The sequence below is a fragment of the Streptomyces sp. DH12 genome, from assembly GCF_020873895.1.
Lineage (GTDB): Bacteria > Actinomycetota > Actinomycetes > Streptomycetales > Streptomycetaceae > Streptomyces.
Genome location: NZ_JAHWGT010000851.1, coordinates 1 through 478, shown reverse-complemented (window position 1 = coordinate 478; position 478 = coordinate 1). Strand labels below are relative to the sequence as shown.

Here is a 478-nt window from a genome sequence, read left to right as displayed (position 1 = left end):
GGCCGCGAGGAGGAGGCCGCCGCGTCCTACCCGCTCGGCCGGCTCGGTGTGCCGTCCGACATCGGCGGGGCGGCCGCGTTCCTCACCTCGGACCAGTCGGACTGGGTCACCGGCCAGACCCTGGTCGTCGACGGCGGCATCTTCCTCAACGCCGGCGTCGGCTGATCCGTACGCACCGATCCGCGCATCATGCGTGCGCACCGGTCACCACTGCCCCGTCCGACACGGACGCCGTTGACGAAAACGGCGTCCGTGTCGGCGTTTTGGGTACGAAACGCCCGTGACAACGTAGTCATCCGCCAGTTGATCTCACGGCCCGTTCCGGGGAGGGTCAGGGGGCGTGTCACAGCGGTATCGTTCGCCGACCCTTGGTATGGCAGATCGAGGAGCGTGCGCGTGTACAACCGGAACCGATGCCTGCGGCGGGTGGCGGCCAACGCGACCATAACGTCCCTGGTGACCGGATGCGGCGTCCTGT

The 478-nt window shown here is 68.6% G+C and carries 1 protein-coding gene; it reads left to right on the top strand.

What is annotated here, in order from left to right; genetic code table 11:
• The coding region (locus LPA54_RS37420; protein WP_228984904.1) for an SDR family oxidoreductase at positions 1-165 on the top strand (165 nt) is incomplete at its 5' end.
• Positions 166-478: the final 313 nt, after the last annotated feature.